Origin of the sequence: Paenibacillus sediminis (assembly GCF_017873765.1) — a bacterium.
GTDB lineage: Bacteria > Bacillota > Bacilli > Paenibacillales > Paenibacillaceae > Paenibacillus_AG > Paenibacillus_AG sediminis.
This window is the reverse complement of record NZ_JAGGKP010000028.1, coordinates 1-1,784: the sequence shown is the minus strand read 5'-3', so window position 1 is coordinate 1,784 and position 1,784 is coordinate 1. Positions and strand designations below refer to the sequence as shown.

Genomic DNA, 1,784 nt, shown 5'->3' with positions numbered 1-1,784 from the left:
GCGGAATCAGCCGGACACACCCGCACCACCTAACCGCGTCGCGGCCGGCCCTTCGGACCTTAAGGTGGTGGGGCGTCGTGAATACAACAACGTTATATGAAACCAATGCAATTACTAAAAGTGAATAAGGAGCAAAAAATAATGATTGAACCCACCATATATATGGTTAATGCGCTATTTCAAAATCATCAAATTAACGATGAAATTGTACAAATTCAAAGGATGTCTGGCACAACCGCTGGCCTTGTTTTGAGATTGGAATCAAAACAAGAAAATAAATATATTCTGAAATTTGATAACCCCAATGAAATTCAATTAGTTGAACAATTACTTAATACATATGAGAACTCAGTATTATTACCCAAAGTCCTTTTAACTGCCCAAGACAGATCATATTTTGTGTATACCTTCATTGAGGGCACTACACATTTTAATCGTGGATTAAAGAGGAATTGGCTAAAGATCCTAGTTAAAGATCTACTTAATAAGTATGTGGAATATAAAGATAACAGCAATTGGGGAAGAATAGAATACCCAAGACAGACTTGGAAGGAATTTAATGAAATAAGTATTGAAGATGCTAGGCTAAATCTAGGAAGCGTATTATCGATAGAAGATTATAATTACGTTAAATTAAAAGCTAATCAATTGTTTAATGATGATTCAGAGCAAGGAAAAAAGTATTTATTGCATGGTGATACAGGAGTTCACAATTTTGTTTATAATAATTCATCATTAATTGGAGTGATCGATCCATCACCTATGGTGGGACCAATCATTTATGATTTTCTTTATGCGTTTTGCTCTTCGCCTGATGATATAAATACTGAAACCTTGTTCACCGCTTCTGATTTTCTCGAGCAAGTAACAATAGAAAAATCAAGATTGATTGAAGAAGTAGTTATTCAACTTTATTGCCGAGTTGGTCTGAGTGTAAAGCATCATCCGAGTGATCTGAATGATTATATTAAGGCATGGGAGTATTGGAAACAACTTTGTAAGCAACTCGATGAGGGTATTGGCATCATATAACAAAGTGTTCACGCATCGGGCATCCGCCCTCGGTCCCAGACGCGGTTTCGTAGAAGTTTGAGCTGTGAACACATCCATTCCCCTAAGATAAGAGCTATCTAAGGGGAATGAACGTCGTGAACACAGAGCAGTTAGCAGAAATCCCCGAGAGCGGTAAAGCATTTGAAAGATCATTTAATTAATTCCGTTATGTGATTGCGGCGATCGCCGCGTATCTTTTTTTATTACTGATTTCAGGGTTGAGTTAAAGAATATATTTTTTCTTGAATTAGTTCAAAATGCTCGATAGATCATGAATACAAATGGCTTGGAATTTAAGAAATGGTTTAAGATCTTGAAGAACTTGAATTGAAGGACTTGAATTTATAAATTTAGAACTTACTTATCTTTAAAATGGTTTATAATACCAATTAAGAGCTGATTTAAGGGTGAATTTAAAGGCGAGTTTGGAAGCAGCACAGGAAGCCGGGGACATCTGCTAACACCATATTCACGCATCGGGGCATTCGCCCCTCGGTCCGGACCGAAGTTAGAAGTGGATTCGAAGATGAGAATTTCAGCAGAAGGAAGTAGATTCAGCCGGACACACCCGCACCACCTAACCGCATCGCGGCCGCCACTTCGTGGCTTAAGGTGGTGGGGCGTCGTGAATACAAGGAACGTTATCTGCAATTCCTGCTAGTGACACTTAAGAAGTTGTAAATTTGATTCAGTTTAATTAAGATCTATTTGAAGTGCGAATTGAAATTCAT

1 protein-coding gene is annotated in these 1,784 nt (G+C 38.0%); it reads left to right on the top strand.

Going from position 1 to position 1,784, the window contains the following annotated elements; all coding sequences use genetic code 11:
* The first annotated feature begins 141 nt into the window (after window positions 1-141).
* Complete coding sequence (locus J2Z20_RS17790) at window positions 142-1,032, top strand: phosphotransferase (RefSeq protein ID WP_209853429.1); 891 nt, start codon at window positions 142-144, stop codon at window positions 1,030-1,032.
* Window positions 1,033-1,784 lie beyond the last annotated feature (752 nt).

Bases quoted from the DNA above. Each gene is read 5' to 3' on its own strand.
- J2Z20_RS17790 (WP_209853429.1), top strand. From the start codon at position 142: ATGATTGAACCCACCATATATATGGTTAATGCGCTATTTCAAAATCAT.